Annotated in this window: 20 protein-coding genes; 6 read left to right on the top strand and 14 right to left on the bottom strand. The window is 57.7% G+C overall.

Going from position 1 to position 20,062, the window contains the following annotated elements:
• Positions 1–437 precede the first annotated feature (437 nt).
• The gene (locus RGM3321_RS04100) at positions 438–719 is read right to left on the bottom strand and encodes an HU family DNA-binding protein (RefSeq protein ID WP_002552279.1); all 282 of its coding nucleotides are present in this window, start codon (positions 717–719) and stop codon (positions 438–440) included.
• A 393-nt stretch (positions 720–1,112) separates the two neighbouring features.
• On the opposite strand from RGM3321_RS04100, the gene yejK reads away from it, so the two are divergent.
• Together yejK and RGM3321_RS04090 are read left to right on the top strand one after the other, a co-directional pair.
• Entirely contained in the window at positions 1,113–2,114 is a 1,002-nt protein-coding gene (gene yejK, locus RGM3321_RS04095; RefSeq protein ID WP_002552278.1) for a nucleoid-associated protein YejK, read from the top strand.
• Between the two features lie 5 nt (positions 2,115–2,119).
• Entirely contained in the window at positions 2,120–2,470 is a 351-nt protein-coding gene (locus RGM3321_RS04090) for a glutaredoxin family protein (protein ID WP_244391709.1), read from the top strand.
• 57 nt (positions 2,471–2,527) lie between these two features.
• Here RGM3321_RS04090 and RGM3321_RS04085 read toward each other — a convergent pair whose 3' ends face one another.
• The 8 genes from RGM3321_RS04085 to RGM3321_RS04050 all read right to left on the bottom strand — a co-directional run bounded on the left by RGM3321_RS04085 (position 2,528) and on the right by RGM3321_RS04050 (position 9,984).
• Complete coding sequence (locus RGM3321_RS04085) at positions 2,528–3,460, bottom strand: glutathione S-transferase family protein (RefSeq protein WP_244391708.1); 933 nt, start codon at positions 3,458–3,460, stop codon at positions 2,528–2,530.
• 103 nt (positions 3,461–3,563) lie between these two features.
• The gene (locus RGM3321_RS04080; protein WP_244391707.1) at positions 3,564–3,866 is read right to left on the bottom strand and encodes a GIY-YIG nuclease family protein; all 303 of its coding nucleotides are present in this window, start codon (positions 3,864–3,866) and stop codon (positions 3,564–3,566) included.
• Positions 3,859–4,350, bottom strand: coding sequence for a nuclear transport factor 2 family protein (locus RGM3321_RS04075; RefSeq protein ID WP_244391706.1), 492 nt, complete (start codon positions 4,348–4,350; stop codon positions 3,859–3,861). The genes RGM3321_RS04080 and RGM3321_RS04075 overlap by 8 nt, the downstream gene beginning before the upstream one ends.
• Before the next feature lie 73 nt (positions 4,351–4,423).
• On the bottom strand, positions 4,424–5,653 hold the full coding sequence (locus RGM3321_RS04070) for a CynX/NimT family MFS transporter (RefSeq protein WP_244391705.1): 1,230 nt from the start codon (positions 5,651–5,653) through the stop codon (positions 4,424–4,426).
• 167 nt (positions 5,654–5,820) lie between these two features.
• Positions 5,821–6,585, bottom strand: coding sequence for an amino acid ABC transporter ATP-binding protein (locus RGM3321_RS04065; RefSeq protein ID WP_003365366.1), 765 nt, complete (start codon positions 6,583–6,585; stop codon positions 5,821–5,823).
• A 10-nt stretch (positions 6,586–6,595) separates the two neighbouring features.
• Entirely contained in the window at positions 6,596–7,693 is a 1,098-nt protein-coding gene (locus RGM3321_RS04060; RefSeq protein WP_244391704.1) for an amino acid ABC transporter permease, read from the bottom strand.
• Between the two features lie 10 nt (positions 7,694–7,703).
• A complete protein-coding gene (locus RGM3321_RS04055; protein ID WP_002552269.1) occupies positions 7,704–8,885 on the bottom strand; it encodes an amino acid ABC transporter permease in 1,182 nt (393 codons plus the stop codon).
• A gap of 70 nt (positions 8,886–8,955) precedes the next feature.
• The gene (locus RGM3321_RS04050) at positions 8,956–9,984 is read right to left on the bottom strand and encodes an amino acid ABC transporter substrate-binding protein (protein ID WP_003365373.1); all 1,029 of its coding nucleotides are present in this window, start codon (positions 9,982–9,984) and stop codon (positions 8,956–8,958) included.
• A 485-nt stretch (positions 9,985–10,469) separates the two neighbouring features.
• Here RGM3321_RS04050 and RGM3321_RS04045 point away from each other — a divergent pair, with 485 nt between their 5' ends.
• Both RGM3321_RS04045 and rhlB read left to right on the top strand, forming a co-directional pair.
• Entirely contained in the window at positions 10,470–11,129 is a 660-nt protein-coding gene (locus RGM3321_RS04045; RefSeq protein ID WP_244391703.1) for an alpha/beta fold hydrolase, read from the top strand.
• Between the two features lie 116 nt (positions 11,130–11,245).
• The gene (gene rhlB, locus RGM3321_RS04040) at positions 11,246–12,700 is read left to right on the top strand and encodes an ATP-dependent RNA helicase RhlB (RefSeq protein WP_244391702.1); all 1,455 of its coding nucleotides are present in this window, start codon (positions 11,246–11,248) and stop codon (positions 12,698–12,700) included.
• 3 nt (positions 12,701–12,703) lie between these two features.
• On the opposite strand, the gene moaE is transcribed toward rhlB, so the two are convergent.
• From moaE to RGM3321_RS04015, 5 genes are all read right to left on the bottom strand, one after another.
• Positions 12,704–13,153 (bottom strand): molybdopterin synthase catalytic subunit MoaE, encoded by a 450-nt coding sequence (gene moaE / locus RGM3321_RS04035; protein WP_244391701.1) that lies wholly within the window; start codon positions 13,151–13,153, stop codon positions 12,704–12,706.
• Positions 13,154–13,155: 2 nt separating this feature from the next.
• Entirely contained in the window at positions 13,156–13,401 is a 246-nt protein-coding gene (moaD, locus tag RGM3321_RS04030; protein ID WP_244391700.1) for a molybdopterin converting factor subunit 1, read from the bottom strand.
• Positions 13,398–13,883, bottom strand: coding sequence for a cyclic pyranopterin monophosphate synthase MoaC (gene moaC, locus RGM3321_RS04025; protein WP_244391699.1), 486 nt, complete (start codon positions 13,881–13,883; stop codon positions 13,398–13,400). Before moaC ends, moaD begins: the two co-directional genes overlap by 4 nt.
• Before the next feature lie 115 nt (positions 13,884–13,998).
• Positions 13,999–15,393: a PhoH family protein gene (locus RGM3321_RS04020; RefSeq protein ID WP_002552259.1), complete on the bottom strand. Its 1,395-nt coding sequence runs from the start codon at positions 15,391–15,393 to the stop codon at positions 13,999–14,001.
• Between the two features lie 294 nt (positions 15,394–15,687).
• Positions 15,688–16,866: a polysaccharide deacetylase family protein gene (locus RGM3321_RS04015; RefSeq protein WP_244391698.1), complete on the bottom strand. Its 1,179-nt coding sequence runs from the start codon at positions 16,864–16,866 to the stop codon at positions 15,688–15,690.
• Between the two features lie 202 nt (positions 16,867–17,068).
• Here RGM3321_RS04015 and yaaA point away from each other — a divergent pair, with 202 nt between their 5' ends.
• Positions 17,069–17,848 carry a peroxide stress protein YaaA gene (gene yaaA, locus RGM3321_RS04010; RefSeq protein ID WP_244391697.1) on the top strand — a complete coding sequence of 260 codons (780 nt, stop codon included), beginning with the start codon at positions 17,069–17,071 and terminating at the stop codon, positions 17,846–17,848.
• 812 nt (positions 17,849–18,660) lie between these two features.
• A complete protein-coding gene (locus tag RGM3321_RS04005) occupies positions 18,661–19,977 on the top strand; it encodes a nucleotide sugar dehydrogenase (protein WP_002552256.1) in 1,317 nt (438 codons plus the stop codon).
• Positions 19,978–20,062 lie beyond the last annotated feature (85 nt).

The raw sequence follows: 20,062 nt of genomic DNA, 5'->3' as shown, positions 1-20,062 counted from the left end.
GTGCGGCACAGATCTGTGACGCGGAGCGTCACGCAAGGCATTCCCACGCTGGAGCGTGAGGAACGATAATCTCAACTACCGTACGACGCTCCGCCGACATGCCTTAACCTCGACTATCGTGCGACGCCGCGTCGGCATGCCGTTCTGGACGCTCTGCGTCCTCTCTTGAGTGTGCCGTGCGGCACAGATCTGTGACGCGGAGCGTCACGCAAGGCATTCCCACGCTAGAGCGTGAGGAACGATAATCTCAACTACCGTACGACGCTCCGCCGACATGCCTTAACCTCGACTATCGTGCGACGCCGCGTCGGCATGCCGTTCTGGACGCTCTGCGTCCTCTCTTGAGTGTGCCCTGCGGCACAGATCTGTGATCAGACGCCCACAAAAAAGCCGTGCCCGGTTAACCGGTGCACGGCTTTTTCACAGCAAGCGGTTGCTTACTTGTTGATCGAGTCGGTCAGCACTTTGGCTGGTACGAACTTGATAACTTTCTTGGCAGCGATTTCGATGGCAGCGCCAGTCGAAGGGTTGCGGCCAGTGCGAGCCGGACGCTCTGCAACTTTCAGTTTGCCGATACCTGGCAAAGTGATTTCCACGCCGTTTTCCAATTGGTCGGCAACAATTTGGCCCAATTGCTCAAGAGCATTACGCGCGGTAGTTTTTGGCGCGTCGATAGCTTCAGCGATATCGGCGATCAATTGGTCTTTAGTAAGAGCCATGGTGGTGTTCCTTCCCTATCAAATTCATTTGGATTGCAGAGTGCAACGTCGGCCCGTGGCCAGGCAATGAACCTGGCCACCCGCTAGCAGCCACGATTAATCGCGAAAGTGTAGATACTGAAACCGGGTAATGGTTCGACCTACGTGTGCGCTAACTGCATGCTTGACGCGCTAAGTGCGCAAGACCGCGCAAAACTAGCACAGAGCCGGACAAATATCCGCCTCTACCTATCCTTTTGGTCAGGTTTTAATGCCAATTGCACAAAAAACATCCAGCAAACACGCCCTGCTGGCGAAAACCAGCCTACCCGGGGCCAAGTGGTGCACGCGTGCGTTACACTTGGCGCCTTGCAACGAGCTGCACGCTCTTCACCTTTTTCAGCCGAGAAGCCCATGCCGATCCGTCATTGCATCGTCCACCTGATCGATAAAAAACCCGACGGTACGCCCGCTGTTCTCCATGCACGCGACTCCGAACTCGCTGAGTCCCAGGCCATCGAGAACATGCTGGCCGACCTCAACGAGAGCTACAACGCCAAACAAGGCAAGGCATGGGGCCTGTTCCATCCAGAATCCGGCGCACACCCGTTCAGCGGCTGGCTGAAAGAGTATCTGGACGGTGGCAACGACTTCACCGCGTTCTCGCGCACGGCGGTCGAGCATCTGCAGAAGCTCATGGAAGAATCCAATCTTTCCGTCGGTGGTCATGTGTTGTTCGCCCATTATCAGCAAGGCATGACCGACTACCTGGCCATCGCCCTGCTGCACCACAGCGAAGGCGTGGCGGTGAATGCCGAGCTGGACGTCACCCCTTCACGCCACCTGGACCTGGGCCAGTTGCACCTTGCTGCGCGGATCAACCTGTCGGAATGGCAGAACAACAAACAGTCCAAGCAATACATTTCGTTCATCAAGGGCAAGAACGGCAAGAAGGTTTCCGAGTACTTCCGCGACTTCATCGGTTGCCAGGAAGGCGTTGACGGCCCTGGTGAAACACGCACCCTGCTCAAGGCCTTCAGTGACTTTGTCGAAAGTGAAGACTTGCCGGAGGAGTCAGCCCGCGAGAAGACCAAGACCCTGGTCGATTACGCCAGCAGCCAGAGCAAGATGGGCGAGCCGATGGGCCTGGAAGAACTGTCCGAACTGATCGACGAAGAGCGGCCACGGGCGTTTTACGATCACATCCGCAACAAGGACTATGGCTTGTCGCCCGAGATCCCGGCCGATAAGCGCACCCTTAACCAGTTCCGCCGTTTCACCGGACGCGCCGAAGGACTGTCGATCAGCTTCGAAGCTCACCTTCTGGGCGACAAGATCGAGTACGACGAAACCGCAGGCACCCTGATCATCAAGGGGCTGCCGACCCAACTGACCGATCAGTTGAAGCGACGGTAACCGACATGCTGATACGCACCCTCAAGAAGTTCGCGCTGATCATGTTGGTTGTGGTGGTTTACCAGAACTGGGGCAAGATCGAGAACTTCGTCCACCCGCCTCCAGCAAGCGTTGCGCAGAGCTACAGCCAGGCGAAAGTGGTGATGTACGCCACAGACTGGTGTGGCTACTGCAAACAGACGCGGCGCTTTCTCGACAGCAAAGGGATTGCGTATCAGGAGTTCGACATCGAGAAGTCCGAAGAAGGCCGTAAGGCCTACGAAGCACTGGGTGGCAGAGGCATACCGCTGATCGACGTCAACGGCACCTTGATCCGGGGTTTCGACCCGGATCAGATACTGGCAGCATTGAAGTAGCCAGGAATAACGTGTCAAAGCTCCGCGTCCTCGTTGCAACGCAGAGCACCGTAAACTTCAGCGCTTCTCGACCCGAAATCCCATTCTCGGGAAGTGCACATGCACGACGCCGGCGCGTTCATCTTCGCGGCGCAGGATCAACTCTTCGCGCCCGGTAAACATCAGTTCACCCTCTACCGCCTCGACGCCATAGTCGACTGCCGAGACAGCGACCGTGTCGCCCGCCTTGAAGCCATTCGGATCAACAAAGACTTCGCCGGGCAGTGGCGCTGGCGTTGCGTTTCTGGCGATTTCAATGGCATCAGCCGAACTCAGGTCGCTGAACGTGCCATGACCAAAATCCAGCACACGATCGAGCCAGGCCCTGACACTCGGGTAATCATCGACAAAGGGTGAGGTGACCGGCGTCTGCTTGAGAAACCACAATGTATGGGCGACCGAAAAATCGGCAATCGAAGGTACGCCAAACAGAAAATCACCACCGCGCGACAACTGCAACTCCAGGCGTGACATCAGCGTGGGCCATTGATGCTTGACCTGCTCGACAGGCGGGCGTGAAGCCGTGCCACCGTTGAACAGCGTGGATCGGTCAGCAATGAACGCCTTGGCAGCGTCTGGCGGCACTTTGGCAAATCGTACAGCCATCGATTCAGGCTGAAACACCAGGCTCACGGCATGCAGGAACAGCACCGAATCCGCCCAAGCGGCCAGACCGGCAACCGAAAACTCCTGGCCTTGCGGATAAAACGCTGGCGAAGCCTTCTCCTGCTCAAGGCGGCGCGCCATCAGTGCCGTGTCACAGTAGATATCTGCGCCAGCCTGCAACACGGGCGTCCTGCGATAACCGCCTGTCAGCGCGGTAAGGTCGGGCTTGGGCATGATCGACGGGATAGTCACCGAGCGCCATGTGAGGCCTTTGAAACCCAGCATCAGGCGGGCTTTTTCGGCAAACAGTGACGTGGGGTAATGGTGAAGAATCAACTCGGACATGTTCAGCCTCTGCGCACTCGGGAAGCACACAGCTTAACCCGCAGCACCCTGCCCGCCCACAGACTCAAGCTGATGGCACGACATCACGCTCATGGATCGGGAGTCAAACGTAACTGGCTGCCAGTGCCTCTTTGGCGCTTTTTCTGAGTTTCTTGATCAGCCGCTCCTGACGCAACGCCTCACCCTTGCTGGGCCACTGTTCGACGTAGACCAGGGCCATTGCCGGGCTGGAAGAGAAAAAGCGCGCGCCCTTGCCACTCTGGTGCGCAGCAAATCGCCGCTGCGGATCGTCACTGATACCGCAGTACAGCGAGCCGTTGGCAGCGCGCACCAGATAGACAAACCAGGGTTTACCGACGGCCTGTCCAGCGTCAGCAGACCCGGCAGAGACTGGAACTTCAGGCACGGCGACTCTCGGTAAAGGCGTGGAGCCCCTTGAGTGCCTGAGCGCGCACGGCGTTGCGTACCAGCGGTGTCCAGCCAAGTAACAGCCCCTTAAAACCCAGCGCCTGTCGCGACCAGCGCCACATATCGAAGTGATCGCGATGCTCGCAGATCTTCCCATCACGAAACACGAAACGGGCCTGAATATCGTTGACCACCGTGCGCCCGGTCTGGCTGAACAGGTACGTCGCTACCCAGTGCGCACTGCCAGTCTGGTCATCGGCTCGCACCTGATCGAAGACCACCGAAAAATTCTTTGCCCGGGAAGTCAGCATGCGCCACATGTCACCGACCTGAGCACCGCGCAATTCACCAAAGGCAGGATCGCTGAACAGCACGTCATCGGTATAACAGGCACTCATCGCCTCGGCATCCAGCTGCGCAAACGCCTCATAAAAGCGGGTGATCAGTGCGCTGTTGGCCTGACTTTGTTCCTCGTAGTTCATGCGTGCACATCCCTTGGCGAATTATCCGTGCACGATAAGCGGCGCAGAGAAAAATGGCGAGAGGTTGATGGCCTTATACCTTCTCGCTGTTCACCTGCACCTGCAGCGCCCGACCGGCACCCATACCCGCGATGATGGCGCCCAGCCCGAGTACCGCGAAGATCCAGCCAATCGCGGTCCAGCTGCCGGTCATGTCGTGAACCACGCCCACGGCAAATGGCCCGGTCGAGGCGATGGTGTAGCCGAAGCCTTGCGCCATGCTCGACAGATTGGCAGCGACATGTGAGTCACGCGAGCGTAGGACGATCAAGGCCAGCGCCAGACTGAACGTGCCGCCCTGCCCGATTCCCAGCAGGATCGCCCAGCCCCACAGCCCGCCAAGCGGCGCGTACAGGCAGCCGAACAGACCGATCAGGGTCAGCGACATGACCAGCATGATCGCCAGACGCTGATCCTTACCGCGTGTGGCCAGATAGGGCACCGCCAGGGCGCTGATGACTTGCGCGATGATCGAGCCGGACAGCAGCAGACCGGCCTGGGTCGGCGTCAGGCCGCGACCGATAAGGATCGAGGGCAGCCAGCCGAAGACGATGTACGACAGCGACGATTGCAGGCCCATGTACAGCGTGACCTGCCACGCCAGCGGGTCACGCAACAGACCGCGCACCCGATAGACATCGCGATGTGAGCCATGCATTTCACGCGTTTGTGGAAACCAGAACAGCGCCGCAATCAACGCCGGGACCAGCCAGAAACCCAAACCTATTTGCCAACTGTCGCCGACGTATTGGCTCAGCGGCACCGTCGAACCGGCAGCTATCGCAGCGCCCAGGCACAGCGCCATCGTGTAGACACCGGTCATCGCCCCGGCCTGGCGCGGGAAATCGCGCTTGACGATACCGGGCAACAATACGCCGATGATCCCGATGCTCGCGCCCGCCAGCAGGCTGCCGGTAAACAGGCCGACTTCGCCGAACAGGCTGCGTACTGCCAACCCCGACGCCAGAGTCAGGAGCACCACCAAAACCACACGTTCACTGCCGAAACGCCGGGCTAGAATCGGTGCCAATGGCGCGAACAGGCCCAGACACAACACCGGCAAGGTGGTCAGCAGACCGGCTTCGGCAGCCGACATCCCAAGGCTTGCGGACACCTCGTTAAGCAACGGCGCAACGCTGGATAACGCAGGGCGCAGGTTGAGGGCGACCAGCACCAGGCCCAGCAGCAACAGCCAGGGGCGCTTCAGAACAGGATGGGCTTGATCGGTAATCGGTTGGGGGCTGGATTGAGCCTTGGCAGTCATCGGTTTCTCGGTAATCAGGTATGTCGACCCTTTTCAGGGGGGCGGTATCCTGTTGGAGAATCATCGCGAATACAAGGTTCAGCCAAAATTGCATACAAGATGCATGGCAAATCCAGTCGAAAAAAAACCGGGCGCATGGCCCGGTTTTCCGTGTAGCAGCTACTGACTCAGTGAATGATCTGACTGAGGAACAGCTTGGTACGGTCGCTTTGCGGGTTGTCGAAGAAGTCGTTCGGCGCGGCCTGTTCGACGATTTCGCCTTTGTCCATGAAGATCACCCGGTTCGCTACGGTACGGGCAAAGCCCATCTCGTGAGTCACGCACAACATGGTCATGCCTTCTTCAGCCAGGCCAACCATGGTGTCGAGCACTTCCTTGACCATTTCCGGGTCGAGCGCCGAAGTCGGTTCATCGAACAGCATGATTTTCGGCTTCATGCACAAGGCACGGGCAATTGCCACACGCTGCTGCTGACCACCGGAAAGCTGACCCGGAAACTTGTGGGCCTGCTCGGGAATACGCACACGCTCCAGATAATGCATGGCGATTTCTTCGGCTTTCTTTTTCGGCATGTTGCGTACCCACATCGGTGCCAACGTGCAGTTCTGCAGGATGGTCAGGTGCGGGAACAGGTTGAAGTGTTGAAACACCATGCCGACTTCACGGCGGATGGTCTCGATCTGCTTCAGGTCGGAAGTCAGTTCGGTGCCGTCGACGATGATACGACCCTGCTGGTGCTCTTCCAGACGGTTGAGGCAACGAATGGTGGTCGATTTGCCCGAACCCGATGGGCCGCACAGCACGATACGTTCGCCCTGACGCACGTTCAGGTTGATGTCCTTGAGTACATGGAACTGGCCGTACCATTTGTGGACGCCCTCCATGCGGATCATGCCTTCAGCGCCCAGAGGCTTATTGATAACTTCACTCATCACAAAACTCCTAACGCTTGTGGCCTGTGTCCAGCTTACGTTCCAAATGCATGGAATAGCGGGACATACCGAAACAGAAGATCCAGAACACCAGGGCCGCGAAGACATAGCCTTCAGTGGCCATACCCAGCCATGCCGGGTCGGCGGTAGCTTGCTTGACGCTGTTGAGCAGGTCGAACAGGCCGATAATGATCACCAGACTGGTGTCTTTGAAAAGGGCAATGAAGGTGTTGACGATGCCGGGAATGACCATCTTCAACGCCTGCGGCAAAATCACCAGACCCATGCTGCGCCAGTAACCCAGGCCCATCGCCGAGGCTGCTTCGTACTGGCCCTTGGGGATGGCCTGCATGCCGCCGCGTACCACTTCGGCGATGTACGCCGACTGGAACAGAATCACGCCGATCAACGCCCGCAGCAGCTTGTCGAAGTTCATCCCTTCGGGCATGAACAGCGGCAGCATCACCGACGACATGAACAGCACGGTGATCAGCGGCACGCCGCGCCAGAACTCGATGAACGTCACGCACACCACGCGCACAGCGGGCATGTTGGAGCGACGACCGAGCGCCAGCAGGATACCCAGCGGCAAGGCACCGACGATACCCACGGTAGCGATCACCAGGGTCAGCATCAGACCGCCCCACTGGCTGGTCGGTACGTTGGTCAGACCGAACGCGCCGCCATGCAGCAGGTAGAACGCAACAACCGGATAGATCACCAGGAAGGCGATACCGTAGACAGCCTTGCGCGGAAACTTCGAAATGAACAGCGGCGCAGCGCCGACGATCGCCAGGATAGCGGTCAGGTCGACCCGCCAGCGCAGCTCATTGGGGAAGTAGCCGTACATGAACTGACCGAAGCGCTGCTCGATGAACACCCAGCAGGCGCCCGCCTTGGTGCAGTCTTCCTTGGTCGTGCCAACCCAGTTGGCGTCCAGCAGAGCCCAACTGATGATCGGCGGAACGACCAGATAGATCAGGTAAAGCGAGAACAGGGTCAGCAGGGTGTTGATCCAGCTGGAGAACAGGTTCTGCCGCATCCACGCCATCGGGCCGAACACTTTGCCCGGTGGTGGCATATCAGGTTTGAAAGTATGAGTCGTCATGCGCTTTTCCTCACCGCTCGATCAGCGCAATGCGCTTGTTGTACCAGTTCATCAGCAGAGAAATGCTGATACTGATCGCCAGGTACACACTCATGGTGATGGCAATGACTTCAATCGCCTGCCCGGTCTGGTTGAGCACCGTACCTGCAAACAGGGAAACCATTTCCGGATAACCGATGGCTGCTGCCAGCGAAGAGTTCTTCGCCAGGTTCAGGAACTGACTGGTCAACGGTGGAATGATCACTCGCAGCGCCTGCGGAATGATGACCTTGCGCAGCGTCGGCCCAGGGCGCAGCCCCAGCGAACGGGCAGCTTCGGTCTGACCATGACTGACCGACTTGATGCCCGAACGCACGATTTCAGCGATGAACGCCGCCGTGTAGATGGTCAGTGCCAGGGTCAGGGAGATCAGTTCCGGGATCAGCACCCAGCCACCGGTGAAGTTGAAGCCCTTCAGTTGCGGCAGTTCCCAATGCACCGGGCTGCCGAAGACCAGCATGCTCAGGCCTGGAATCACCAGCAACAACGCCAGACCGACCCAGAACTTGTGAAACGGCTGGCCAGTGGCTTCGAAGCGCTTGTTGGCCCAGCGCACCATCATCACGATCGCAATCACGGCAACCACGATGCTGATCAGGAACGCCCATGCACCTTCGGCTGGCAACGCTCTGGGCATATTGAGCCCGCGGCTGCTGACGAAGAACATGTCCAGATAACCATGCGCCTGACGCGGACCAGGCAGCGTGAGGAATACGGCGGTGTACCAGAAAAGGATCTGCAGCAGTGGCGGAATGTTGCGGAAGACTTCGACATAAACAGTTGCCAGCTTGCTGATCATCCAGTTCGGAGACAGGCGAGCGACACCAATGACAAAGCCCAGCAAGGTTGCCAGGACAATACCGATAACCGACACCAGCAAGGTATTCAGCAAACCGATGACGAATACGCGGGCATAACTGTCCGCTTCGCTGTAGTCGATCAGGTGTTGAGCAATACCGAAACCGGCACTGTTCTCAAGAAAACCGAAACCCGAGGTAATACCACGGTGTTGCAGGTTGGTCTGGGTATTGTCGAAGATGAACCAGCCCAACGCGATCACCGCCACGACAGTGATGATCTGAAATAACCACGCGCGCACTTTCGGATCGCTCAGAGAGAGCTTTTGCTTGGGTGCGACGATTTGCTTTTCCATGAAATGCCCCAGGAAAAATCCAACAGAACAACGCCCGACAGGCTGGGAAGCCTGTCGGGCGCCGGGTCAATCAACGAATAGGTGGAGCGTACTGAATGCCGCCGGCATTCCACAGAGCGTTCTGGCCACGCTTGATTTTCAGCGGGGTACCTTCGCCCAGGTTGCGTTCGAACACTTCGCCATAGTTACCGACCTGCTTGACGATCTGCACGACCCAGTCTTTCGGCAGCTTGAGGTCCTTGCCGTAAGTACCGTCGGCACCCAGCATACGGGCTACGTCAGGATTCTTGGTCGACTTGGCTTCAGCTTCAACGTTCTTGGAAGTGATTTTGGCTTCCTCGGCGTTGAGCATGGCGAACAGGGTCCAGCGAACGATCGAGAACCAGTCTTCGTCGCCTTTACGCACGACAGGACCCAGCGGTTCCTTGGAGATCACTTCAGGCAGAACGATGTAATCGTCCGGTTTGGCCAGCTTGCTGCGCTGTGCGTAGAGTTGCGACTGGTCGGAAGTCAGTACGTCGCAACGACCGCCTTCCAGCGACTTGGCGCTTTCGTCGGAGGTGTCGAAGGTGATCGGGGTGTATTTCAGGCCGTTCGAACGGAAGTAGTCGGAGACGTTCAGCTCGGTGGTGGTACCGGCCTGGATGCAGATGGTTGCACCGTCCAGTTCCTTGGCGCTTTTCACGCCCAGCTTGTTGTTTACCAGGAAACCGATACCGTCGTAGTAGGTTACGCCGGTGAACACCAGGCCCATGCCCGCATCACGGGAGCTGGTCCAGGTGGTGTTACGCGAAAGGATGTCGATCTCGCCCGATTGCAGTGCAGTGAAACGCTCTTTGGCGTTCAGCTGGCTGAACTTGACCTTGGTGGCGTCGCCAAAGACTGCGGCGGCTACTGCGCGGCAGACATCAGCGTCAATACCGGTGATCTTGCCGGTGGAGTCCGGAACGGAGAACCCTGGCAGGCCATCGCTGACGCCGCACTGAATAAAACCTTTCTTCTGAATAGCGTCAAGGGTGGCACCTGCGTTAGCAGCCCCGGTTACACCAAATGCGGCCAGGGCGGTGACGACAGCCAGGGTGGATTTCAACATCTTCATTCAAAAACCTCCAGTTTGCTCTTTGTTGTGTAGGTGTCTCAGTCGCGTCGCACCTTTGTGAGGCGCTAATGACCCGTGCTGGCTTATTTTTGGGTCATGCAACGCTGGGCCTGAATCACGAATCGTCTGCAGGATCATCCCGTCATTCGTCTTCATCATTCAGAATCGGCCCCGTGGACTGAAACCCCATGATTTTCCCGGACCAGAGCGGTACAGGTTGAATCGTGCCGCGAATCCTGACGCATGGACTCCCGAGCTGCTTTTCGATCGCTATAAGTAATAGCCTTATAGTGTTACCGAACGATGTGAGCGCCTCGACTCCAGTCCTGCTGTAGCAAAGCCCGTACCAGCATGCTGGCTATGTCGAATTAGCGACAGGTCAAGACAAAAACTTGTAATCTTGCGACATCTTCTTTCATTTTCAACCTAACCGCGCACCCTATTAATGCGCTCTAAATGAGCCAGCGCACACAAATGGAGCAGACATGAGCGAACCTTTGATCATCCAACCTTCAGGCACAGCGGATGCTTGCGTTATCTGGCTGCACGGGTTGGGCGCCGACCGCTATGATTTTCTTCCGGTCGCCGAGATGCTGCAGGAGTCGCTGACGACCACACGTTTCGTCTTGCCTCAGGCACCGACACGCGCCGTAACGGTCAACGGCGGCTATGAAATGCCAAGCTGGTACGACATCAAGGCCATGAGTTCCGAGGCGCGCGCCATTGATCACGATCAGATGGAAGCCTCGGCACAGAAGGTGCTGGACCTGATCGAGCAACAACGCGACAGCGGCATCGACCCGTCACGGATATTTCTGGCAGGCTTTTCCCAGGGCGGCGCGGTGGTGTTACATGCAGGCTATAGACGCTGGCAGGGTCCGCTGGGCGGCGTACTGGCGCTGTCCACTTATGCCCCGACATTCAGCAATGAGATGACACTTTCAGCCAGCCAACAGCGCATTCCTGCCTACTGCCTGCATGGTCAGCATGACGAAGTGGTACACAACCCCATGGGCCGGACGGTGTACGAGCACCTCAAGGCTCAGGGTGTAACCGCTCAATGGCAAGAGTACCCAATGGGGCACCAAGTGTTACCGCAGGAAATCCATGACATCGGCGCCTGGCTGTCTGAAAAGCTGCGCTGAAGCGCCCTGAGCCCGCCTGCAACTGACCGCTTTTGTAGCTCGCCACGGATGGCACTACGCCGAGCACGGTTCTTGCTTTACACTGCTCGGCGTACATTCCTTAACCAATTGATGAGATGACCGTGCTCAAAGCACTTAAAAAGATGTTCGGTAAAAGTGAGGCTGAGCAGCGCGCGCCTGGTCCGACAGCCTTTATTCCCGCCTCCCCCGCTGCCGCAGGCGACACACCGGATCATGCCCAGACTCAGCTTTCGGACACCGTCAACGAGCCCTCCAAAGCCAGAGCACCGCGCACCGACAAGCCAAGGGCCGAGCGTCCGCGTCGTGAGCGCGTGGCAAAACCGCCTGCGCCAGCATGGAAACCCGAAGATTTCATCGTCGAACCGCAGGAAGGCAAGACCCGCTTCCACGATTTCAACCTTGCGCCTGAACTGATGCACGCAATTCAGGACCTTGGTTTCCCGTACTGCACACCGATTCAGGCGGGCGTACTGGGCTTCACGCTCAAAGGCAAGGACGCGATCGGTCGCGCCCAGACCGGTACCGGCAAGACCGCTGCGTTCCTGATCTCGATCATCGAGCAACTTACCCAGACTCCCCCCCCAGCCGAACGCTACATGGGTGAACCCCGCGCGCTGATCATTGCGCCCACTCGCGAACTGGTGGTGCAGATCGCCAAGGACGCCGCCGACCTGACCAAATACACCGACCTGAACGTCATGACGTTCGTCGGTGGCATGGATTTCGACAAGCAGCTCAAACAACTTGAAGCACGGCACTGCGATATTCTGGTGGCCACGCCTGGCCGCCTGCTGGACTTCAACCAGCGCGGCGAAGTGCATCTGGACATGGTCGAAGTGATGGTCCTGGACGAAGCCGACCGCATGCTCGATATGGGTTTCATCCCGCAGGTGCGTCAGATCATTCGCCAAACCCCGCACAAGGGTGAACGCCAGACGCTGCTGTTCTCCGCGACCTTCACCGAAGACGTGATGAACCTCGCCAAACAATGGACGACGGACCCTTCCATCGTCGAAATCGAATCGTTGAACGTCGCCAGTGACAACGTCGAACAGCATATCTATGCCGTTGCCGGTGCCGACAAGTACAAGCTGCTCTATAACCTGGTCACCGACAACGGCTGGGAACGGGTGATGGTCTTTGCCAACCGCAAGGACGAGGTGCGGCGCATCGAAGAGCGCTTGGTACGCGACGGCGTCAATGCCGCGCAACTGTCGGGCGATGTGCCACAGCACAAGCGCATCAAGACCCTTGAAGGCTTCCGCGAAGGCAAGATCCGCGTTCTGGTCGCCACCGATGTGGCCGGTCGCGGTATCCACATTGATGGCATCAGCCACGTGATCAACTTCACCCTGCCTGAGGTGCCGGACGACTACGTGCACCGCATCGGCCGTACCGGTCGCGCAGGTGCCGATGGCGTCTCCATCAGCTTCGCCGGCGAAGACGACTCCTACCAGTTGCCCGCCATCGAAGAGAAACTGGGTCGCAAGATCAGTTGTGAAACACCGCCGACCCATCTGCTCAGGGCCGTGGTGCGAAGCAACACCTGACGGTCACTTCCAGCGATCGGCCGCTTGCTGGTCGCTGTGACGCCCTTCTACCCAGCGCGGGCCGTCGGCCGTATTTTCACGCTTCCAGAACGGCGCGCGAGTCTTGAGGTAGTCCATGACGAAATCGCAGGCTTCGAACGCTGCCTGCCGGTGAGCGCTGGCAACGCCCACGAATACGATCGGCTCGCCGGGCTCCAGCGCCCCTACCCGATGCAGCACATCGACGCGCAGCAACGGCCAGCGCTGTTCGGCCTCGGCAACGATTTTTGCCAGTGCCTTTTCGGTCATGCCCGGATAATGCTCCAGAAACATGCCCGACACCTCGCGCCCTTCGTTGAAGTCCCGCACATAGCCGACAAAACTGACCACCGCGCCGATGCCGAGGTTGGCTGCATGCAGCGCGTTGACTTCATTGCCGGGGTCGAACGCCGCAGCCTGAACGCGAATGGTCATGTTCAGCCTCCGGTGACGGGCGGAAAGAACGCGACTTCATCGCCATCGGCCAACGGCTCGGTCGGCTTGGACAGTTCCTGATTGCGGGCACACATCAGGTTCTGCTCGTCAAGGACCTGCCAGGCCTCGCCACGCTGCAGCAGCGTTTGGCGCAGCGCGTCCAGCGTGGCGAACTCGCCTTCGACAGACTCGCTGTCCAGGCCCAGGACTTCACGGTAGCGGGCAAAATACTGAACCTGGATTTTCATGGCGATACCTGTGTCTGATCGGCAATGAAGTGACCGCTCTTGCCGCCGAACTTTTCCAGCAGCCGAACCGACTCGATGACCATACCGCGATCGACCGCCTTGCACATATCGTAAATAGTCAGCGCCGCAATGCTGGCAGCGGTCAGGGCTTCCATTTCCACACCGGTCTGCCCGGCCAGCTTGCAGCTCGCGGTAATACGCACCGCATCATCCCCGTCAGCTGCGAGGTGAACCTTGATGCTGGTGAGCATCAATGGATGGCAGAGCGGGATCAGATCACTGGTTTTCTTCGCCGCCTGAATGCCGGCAATGCGTGCGACAGCAAATACATCCCCCTTGGGATGACCGCCGCTGACAATCATTTGCAGCGTGGTGGGCAGCATGCGCACCACTGCTTCGGCCACCGCCTCACGGGACGTCACGGCTTTATCCGTGACATCGACCATATTGGCGCGACCCTGGGAATCGAGATGAGTGAGCACAACGTTACTCCTTGGCAGAAGCAAGAAGTGTAGAGGGAGTGGCAGTTACACGCTACAAGCCGTGAGCTGCAAGCAAGGAACCCATTCACACATGGGCTCCCCGCATGCATCTGATTTACAAATGACTCTCCGCGTATTCGGCCAGTATCGAGCGTGGCACGCCTTGCAGGGTGATGTGCACGCCGTTCGGGAAGTCCTTGAAGCGCTCCGTCAGGTAGGTCAACCCGGAACTGGTGGCTGACAGGTAAGGGGTGTCGATCTGCGCCAGGTTGCCCAGGCAGACCACTTTAGAACCAGCACCGGCACGGGTGATGATCGTTTTCATCTGGTGCGGGGTCAGGTTCTGGCATTCATCGATCAGGATCAGGCTTTGCTGGAAGCTGCGACCTCGAATGTAGTTGAGGGATTTGAACTGCAACGGCACCTTGCTGAGGATGTAGTCGACGCTGCCGTGAGTGTTTTCATCATCCATGTGCAGGGCTTCAAGGTTGTCGGTGATCGCGCCGAGCCAAGGCTCCATCTTTTCCGCCTCGGTGCCGGGCAGGAAGCCGATTTCCTGATCCAGGCCCTGAACGCTGCGGGTAGCGATGATGCGCCGGTAGCGCTTGGTGACCATGGTCTGCTCGATGGCAGCTGCCAATGCCAGAATGGTTTTACCCGAACCAGCGGCTCCGGACAGGTTGACCAGGTGAATATCCGGGTCAAGCAGTGCGAACAACGCCAGCCCCTGATAGATATCACGCGGTTTCAGGCCCCAGGCTTCCTGATGCAGCAATGGCTCCTGATGCATGTCCAGAATCAGCAGTTCGTCGTTTTTGACGCCCTTGATCCAGCCCACGAAGCCCTGTTCATCGACAATAAACTCGTTGATATGAACCGCAGGCAGCATTTCATTGAGCTGCACGCGGTGCCAGGTACGGCCACGCTCCTGACGGGTGTCGACCTTGTTGACCCGGTCCCAGAACGAACCGGTCATGTCGTGGTAGCCACGCGACAACAGCGAAACGTCGTCGACCAGCTGGTCGGTGCTGTAATCCTCGGCCGCAATGCCGCAGGCGCGGGCCTTGAGGCGCATGTTGATGTCTTTGGTCACCAGCACAACGCTCAAGTCCTTGTTGCGCGCATGCAGGTCGATCAATTGGTTGATGATGATGTTGTCGTTGAGGTGCTCGGGCAGCAGGCTGTTGGGTTCCTCGCGTTTGCTCATCAAAATCGACAGAAAACCTTTGAAAACACCGGTCCCGCGGTCAATCGGCACGCCCTTTTCAACTTCTTCAGGGTTAGCCTCGCCGAGGGTCTTGTCGATCAGGCGGATGGCCTGGCGGCACTCGGCAGCAACCGAATGTTTACCGGCCTTGAGTTTGTCCAGTTCCTCCAGAACCGTCATGGGGATGGCGACGTGGTGTTCTTCGAAATTCAGCAGTGCGTTTGGATCATGAATCAATACGTTGGTATCGAGCACGTAAAGGATTGGCTGGTTAGTGGAAGGGGTGCGTCCGTGATCATCCATACTCGCTCACCTTTGTAGAAGCCGGGCGACGCAGAACCACGACAGTACTGCGCCACGAAAAGGCCGCCGGATTCTTCCCTTCAGGCAGGGGAGAAATGTCGCTCAAGGTGGGTCTTGGAAGACGCCACCTGTGTTGCAGGTTTCGGCGGTCTGTATTCGTAATACAGCAAAAGGGATGACAGAAAAAAGCTCTTTGACAGTTTTTTGAACTTTATTTCACAGCCTGACGAATAGAGCTTGGCGGACGTACACAGCACGTTTAAAGTCGGAAGTCCGCCCACGCCGAATCTGCCTTCATTCCCCCTCGGGCGCAGCCTCTTCACTGCTCTGCGACCCTTGTTCTACGGGGTTTTCAGAGATATTCCGGCAATCGTCCCAGGTCAACTCGCTTTGCGCGGTATTGGCCAGCAGTAACGGCAGTGCAGACTGCGCCTTGTTGGCCACGTCGTGGAATACCACTGTGCCCTTGCGCCAGAGCAGCATGAGGGTCAACACGCGGTCGCCCACCTGCTCTGCCGAAAGCCGCCCGGTATTGTCCTCGGCATCGATGTTCCACAATGACACGCGTAAATGCTCGGCGCGGAAGAAGTCTCCGCTGTCGGCGCGCCGATGGCCGTACGGCGGACGAAACAGCGGCACGAAGTTATCCGGCAGCAAGCGCTGAACCAGTGCCGCGCTGCGTTGCACTGAGTCCTGCCAGTCCAGCCACTGGCTATGCGAACGATATTCCCACCCTTGAATGCCCACGCACTGCTGGCGATACAGCGCCTGCAAGCTTATGGCCGATGTGCTGTCGAGACGCTCCTGAAGGCTCTTGCCCAGTACAAAGAAGGTGGCGGTCATCTTCTGCTGACGCATGAAGTCGGCCAGCCAGTCGGTTCCGCCATCGGCAGGGCTCGGGCCGCTTTCGAAATTGAGCATGAAGGTACGGTCCGGCATCTCGTCGCCACTCATCTCATCAGAGTTGTAGCGCTCAATCTCGCTGCTGGTCTGCGGGAACAAGGCAGCCATGAACAGCAGCTCGTTCAGATAACGCTGATGGAACGCGGCGGCGGGTCTGGCCCAGTTGGCGTAGAACGAATCGTTCGACACCTGAAACTCTTCAGCGCGCTGACGCAGCTGGTCCATGTCCTCGACCAGCACGCAGAAGTTGGCATCCTGCTCGCAGCTCTTTTGAGCATTCTGATAGTTTTCCAGCAAGCGCAGCCACAGACGATGGCGGACCACGTTCAACGAAGGCACGTTGACGAAGCGCAGGCCGAGGCGCTGCTTGAGCCCCTCCTCGTCCAGCCTCTCGCTGAGGTAGAGTTCGTGGGCAAAGGCGAGGATTTCCGCGCGCGACGCAACGTCGAACAACCCCGGCGTTTCAAGGCGCTCAGGCCATACACTGCGGTCTATGGTGGCAGTGACCGGCACTGCCGCCTGCGCCTGGAGCCAGAACAGACCTGCACACACTGCTAAAACAATACGCAAACCCGACGCCCTCTCGATCAACCGTTAACATCATGACCAGCGCGCCACTATAGCTGATATGAGCCTGGCTTCTTATGTCGGTGCGCATACAAAGCCGCACGACATGCTGGCGTGAGAAACACGCCGAATTCTATCGCTACCATAGCTGGAGTCATGGGCCATCAGCCCCTAGAATCCCCGGACGATCAAAGGAGACGACTTCATGCTGATGGTGATTTCCCCGGCAAAAACCCTCGATTTCGAGACCCCGCCCACTACCGGACGCTTCACTCAGCCGCAGTATCTGGATCATTCTCAGGAGTTGATCACCCAACTGCGTGAACTGACGCCGGCGCAGATCAGCGAACTGATGCACCTGTCCGACAAGCTTGCCGGGCTGAACGCGGCACGCTTCGGCAGCTGGAACCCGGCCTTTACGCTCGACAATGCCAAGCAGGCGCTGCTGGCCTTCAAAGGCGATGTGTATACCGGCCTGCAGGCCGAAACACTGAGCGACGCGCAGCTCGAATACGCCCAGGATCACTTGCGCATGCTCTCCGGCCTCTACGGGCTGCTGCGCCCGCTGGACCTGATGCAGCCCTATCGCCTGGAAATGGGCACGCGACTGGCCAACGCTCGTGGCAAGGATCTCTACGCGTTCTGGGGTACGCAGATCAGCGAATGGTTGAATGAAGCGCTGGCAGCTCAGGGTGACGACTTGCTGCTCAATCTTGCATCTACCGAGTACTTCTCTGCGGTCAAACGCCCAGCACTCAACGCCCGGATCATTGACACCGAGTTCAAGGACTTCAAGAACGGGCAGTACAAGATCATCAGCTTCTATGCCAAGAAAGCGCGCGGCATGATGAGCCGTTTCGTCATTGAGGAACGTATCAACAGCCCCGAGGCGTTACAGGCGTTCGATGTTCAGGGCTATCGTTATAACCGTGAGCAGTCGACGCCCGACAAGTTGGTGTTTTTGCGCAACGTTACAGAAGACTAGATAATGTAACCGTCGTGTAACGCATGGCTGTTACACGACCTGTCCTACGATCCAACAGCAAATGCCAACATCGTGACGCCAGATAAACGTCAACTTTTCGACGACACACTCCCGCCTGATTTTTTCATGAAAAAAAATCCATTTTTTTACGTAGTGGCTTTTTAGCTTTTTACCGTAGTAGCACTTTCATATCCATCCCTCTGCAATCCCCGCGCACTAAGGCTTTTAAGAAAAAAGCCATCATCGCGATACTGCCCCCGTCACAAACTGGATACACCAAAATCCGCAAATCAGGACGAGCGGCCCGGAACTAAATGGGAATTCCTACGCTCCTACATCCCGTAACAATTCTGGGCTGACGCGTAAGAGATCACTTACAGGTCGACCGGAAAAATCGGAAGTTACCGACAGGGAAGCCAGGTTCACACGACACTGGCGTCAGGTATCAGAACTAAACTCACATCACTAGTTGATGTTGTAGACAGGCGATGCGCCAAACAGGTGTGATGCGCAGGATTCGACAAGGTCAGCCAAGGCTTAAGCCTGAGGCTTTCCGAACGAGGTCCGCCGTCAATCGTCAAACAGGAGTGGTTTACTGCATCCAAGGAGAGCAGGGCCCTGCCCACCGGACAGGTCACTTGCCGCTTGTACTTAGTGTCATTTGAGTTCGCCTCACCTATTTGGGCACTCACTTATTAAATATGCCTGCGTTAGTTCCACGGCGTTGTTAGCCGTAACGGATAGCGCGTGACATCTGCTGGCCAAAATTAATATCCAGCCAATTTATGGCGTGAAAAATCGAGGAGAATACGATGCGTATCAGCATATTTGGTTTGGGTTATGTCGGTGCAGTCTGTGCCGGTTGCCTGTCTGCCCGCGGTCACGATGTAGTTGGTGTGGATATTTCCAGCACCAAGATCGATCTGATCAACAACGGCAAATCACCTATCGTTGAACCGGGTCTGGAAGAGCTGCTGCAGAAAGGTATCAGTACCGGAAAACTGCGCGGCACTACCGACTTCGCCGAAGCCATTCGCGCCACTGACCTGTCGATGATCTGCGTCGGTACGCCGAGCAAGAAGAACGGCGATCTGGAACTCGATTACATCGAGTCGGTGTGCCGCGAAATTGGTTATGTCCTGCGTGACAAAGCAACCCGCCACACGATCGTTGTTCGCAGTACTGTGTTGCCAGGCACGGTTGCCAACGTAGTCATCCCGATTCTGGAAGACTGCTCCGGCAAGAAAGCCGGTGTTGATTTCGGTGTTGCCGTCAACCCTGAGTTCCTGCGTGAAAGTACCGCAATCAAGGATTACGACCTGCCGCCAATGACCGTGATCGGCGAGTTCGATAAAGCCTCGGGCGACGTGCTGCAATCGCTGTACGAAGAACTCGACGCACCGATCATCCGCAAGGACATCGCCGTTGCCGAAATGATCAAGTACACCTGCAACGTATGGCACGCCACCAAGGTTACTTTCGCCAACGAAATCGGCAACATTGCCAAGGCTGTCGGCGTCGATGGTCGTGAAGTGATGGACGTGGTCTGCCAGGACAAGGCGCTGAACCTGTCCCAGTACTACATGCGCCCAGGCTTCGCATTCGGCGGCTCCTGCCTGCCTAAAGACGTTCGCGCCCTGACCTACCGCGCCAGCAGCCTGGATGTCGAAGCGCCGTTGCTCAACTCGCTGATGCGCAGCAACACCTCGCAAGTGCAGAACGCTTTCGACATGGTTGCCAGCTACGACACCCGCAAGGTTGCACTGTTGGGCCTGAGCTTCAAGGCCGGTACTGACGACCTGCGCGAAAGCCCGCTGGTAGAACTGGCCGAAATGCTGATCGGCAAGGGCTTCGACCTGAGCATCTTCGACAGCAACGTCGAATATGCACGCGTTCACGGTGCCAACAAGGACTACATCGAATCCAAGATTCCGCACGTATCGTCGCTGCTGAATTCGGACTTCGATCAGGTCATCAACGACTCTGACGTGATCATCCTTGGCAACCGCGATGAGCGTTTCCGCGCCCTCGCCAACAAGACTCCCGAAGGCAAGCGCGTCATCGATCTGGTGGGTTTCATGACCAACGCCACCAGCGAAGACGGTCGCGCCGAAGGTATCTGCTGGTAAATCAGCCGCAAGCCACAAGCGCCAGGCTCCAGGCCACAAGCTCAAGCACTGTGCTTGCAGCTTGGGGCTTGAGGCTCGCAACTGA

This window comes from Pseudomonas sp. RGM 3321, from assembly GCF_022836805.1.
GTDB lineage: Bacteria > Pseudomonadota > Gammaproteobacteria > Pseudomonadales > Pseudomonadaceae > Aquipseudomonas.
This window is presented reverse-complemented; position numbering and strand designations above follow the sequence as displayed.

Bases quoted from the DNA above. Each gene is read 5' to 3' on its own strand.
- RGM3321_RS04100 (WP_002552279.1), bottom strand. From the start codon at position 719: ATGGCTCTTACTAAAGACCAATTGATCGCCGATATCGCTGAAGCTATC.
- yejK (WP_002552278.1), top strand. From the start codon at position 1,113: ATGCCGATCCGTCATTGCATCGTCCACCTGATCGATAAAAAACCCGAC.
- RGM3321_RS04090 (WP_244391709.1), top strand. From the start codon at position 2,120: ATGCTGATACGCACCCTCAAGAAGTTCGCGCTGATCATGTTGGTTGTG.
- RGM3321_RS04085 (WP_244391708.1), bottom strand. From the start codon at position 3,460: ATGTCCGAGTTGATTCTTCACCATTACCCCACGTCACTGTTTGCCGAA.
- RGM3321_RS04075 (WP_244391706.1), bottom strand. From the start codon at position 4,350: ATGAACTACGAGGAACAAAGTCAGGCCAACAGCGCACTGATCACCCGC.
- RGM3321_RS04070 (WP_244391705.1), bottom strand. From the start codon at position 5,653: ATGACTGCCAAGGCTCAATCCAGCCCCCAACCGATTACCGATCAAGCC.
- RGM3321_RS04065 (WP_003365366.1), bottom strand. From the start codon at position 6,585: ATGAGTGAAGTTATCAATAAGCCTCTGGGCGCTGAAGGCATGATCCGC.
- RGM3321_RS04060 (WP_244391704.1), bottom strand. From the start codon at position 7,693: ATGACGACTCATACTTTCAAACCTGATATGCCACCACCGGGCAAAGTG.
- RGM3321_RS04055 (WP_002552269.1), bottom strand. From the start codon at position 8,885: ATGGAAAAGCAAATCGTCGCACCCAAGCAAAAGCTCTCTCTGAGCGAT.
- RGM3321_RS04050 (WP_003365373.1), bottom strand. From the start codon at position 9,984: ATGAAGATGTTGAAATCCACCCTGGCTGTCGTCACCGCCCTGGCCGCA.
- RGM3321_RS04045 (WP_244391703.1), top strand. From the start codon at position 10,470: ATGAGCGAACCTTTGATCATCCAACCTTCAGGCACAGCGGATGCTTGC.
- rhlB (WP_244391702.1), top strand. From the start codon at position 11,246: ATGACCGTGCTCAAAGCACTTAAAAAGATGTTCGGTAAAAGTGAGGCT.
- moaE (WP_244391701.1), bottom strand. From the start codon at position 13,153: ATGACCATTCGCGTTCAGGCTGCGGCGTTCGACCCCGGCAATGAAGTC.
- moaD (WP_244391700.1), bottom strand. From the start codon at position 13,401: ATGAAAATCCAGGTTCAGTATTTTGCCCGCTACCGTGAAGTCCTGGGC.
- RGM3321_RS04020 (WP_002552259.1), bottom strand. From the start codon at position 15,393: ATGGATGATCACGGACGCACCCCTTCCACTAACCAGCCAATCCTTTAC.
- yaaA (WP_244391697.1), top strand. From the start codon at position 17,069: ATGCTGATGGTGATTTCCCCGGCAAAAACCCTCGATTTCGAGACCCCG.
- RGM3321_RS04005 (WP_002552256.1), top strand. From the start codon at position 18,661: ATGCGTATCAGCATATTTGGTTTGGGTTATGTCGGTGCAGTCTGTGCC.